Origin of the sequence: Thalassolituus sp. UBA6592 (assembly GCF_002433655.1) — a bacterium.
Classification (GTDB): Bacteria; Pseudomonadota; Gammaproteobacteria; order Pseudomonadales; family Oceanobacteraceae; genus Venatoribacter.
Genome location: NZ_DJIO01000069.1, coordinates 1 through 1,389 on the forward strand (window position 1 = coordinate 1; position 1,389 = coordinate 1,389).

Below are 1,389 nucleotides of genomic sequence, written 5' to 3' on the forward strand. Positions count from 1 at the left end.
GTCATGTCACAGAACTGTCACAGACCTGCAGTATCGTGCGCTCTGAATTTGGTAATCCTGCTCCGGCAGGCGTAATTGATAATTTCAGGTGTTAAATATGCAACTGCAAACCCGCAGCCTTCTGGCAGCCGCTGTGCTCTCAGCCGGCGTAGTGTTCGGTGCCTCTGCAGCCTCAGTCGACAGCGCACTGGATAAGGGCGTGGATCGTGCTGTTAAGGCGCAGAAGTCTCAGCAAACTATTGATTCCATTGATGACAGCATCCGCGCTTCTGAGCGTGAGTACCGCGGTCTGATCAAAGAGAATGATGGTCTTAAAGTGTACATCCAGCAGTTGGATAAGCAGCTGGCGGCACAACAGGAAGAAATGACCAGTATCGAACAGAGCATCAAAAACGTGACTCTGGTTGAGCGTCAGATTACTCCTCTGATGTTGCGCATGATTGATTCTATTGATCAGTTTGTAGCTGCCGATGTGCCTTTCTTAAAAGAAGAGCGTGCTGGCCGCGTCAATAAACTGAAAGAGCTGATGGGGCGTTCTGACGTTACTGTGGCAGAAAAATACCGCAAAGTAATGGATGCCTATCAGGCAGAAGTTGATTACGGCCGTACCATAGAATCGTATCGCGGAACGCTGGATATCAGCGGTCAGCCGCGCGAAGTGGATTTCCTGCGCGTTGGTCGTGTTGCTCTGGTTTATCAGTCTCTCGACGGTCAGGATCTGGGCGTGTGGAATACTGCCGCCGGTGAATGGCAGCCACTGGATGCTGAATACAAAAGTAAAATTATTGCCGGCATCCGTATTGCCCGTGAACAGGCTGCGCCAGACCTGATCAAGGTTCCGGTTGCTGCTCCAATTGCTTCAAACCAGGAGGCCAACTGATGAAACTGCGTTCCGTATTCCTGGTTGCTGCTGCAACTATCGGTATGAACCTGCCAGCCACTGCAGCCGAGTCTGTCAGTGTTGATGATCTGCTGAGCCTGGTAAAACAGGGTCAGGCACGTGATGACAAAGCGTTCCAGCAGCGTATTTCCGAATTTAAGGCGTCGCGCGCTCAGCAGCAGCGTCTGGTATCGGAAGTTCAGGCGGAACGTACCCGTCTGGAGCAGGAAAGCGCCAATAAAGAGCAGGCCTTCCAACAGAACGAAACAGAAATAGCAGAAGCTCAGCAACGTCTGACTAATCGCATGGGTTCTCTGAAAGAATTGTTTGGTGTTCTGCAGCAGGTTGCCGGCGACACCAAAGCCGTATTTGAAGGTTCTGTGATCAGCTCCGAAGTTCCGGGCCGTGAAGCCTTCCTGAATGATCTGATCAAAACTGCGGGCTCAACCTCCAAGCTGCCTTCCATCGAAAACCTGGAACAGCTGTGGTTTGAAATGCAGCGTGAAATG

1 protein-coding gene and 1 pseudogene are annotated in these 1,389 nt (G+C 51.4%); both read left to right on the forward strand.

The window, feature by feature from the left end; genetic code table 11:
* The first annotated feature begins 97 nt into the window (after nucleotides 1-97).
* The gene (locus tag B2Z72_RS06765; RefSeq protein ID WP_296983134.1) at nucleotides 98-880 is read left to right on the forward strand and encodes a DUF3450 domain-containing protein; all 783 of its coding nucleotides are present in this window, start codon (nucleotides 98-100) and stop codon (nucleotides 878-880) included.
* A pseudogene (locus B2Z72_RS06770) lies at nucleotides 880-1,389 on the forward strand (energy transducer TonB); the annotation flags it as partial. The gene B2Z72_RS06765 and the pseudogene B2Z72_RS06770, both read left to right, overlap by 1 nt.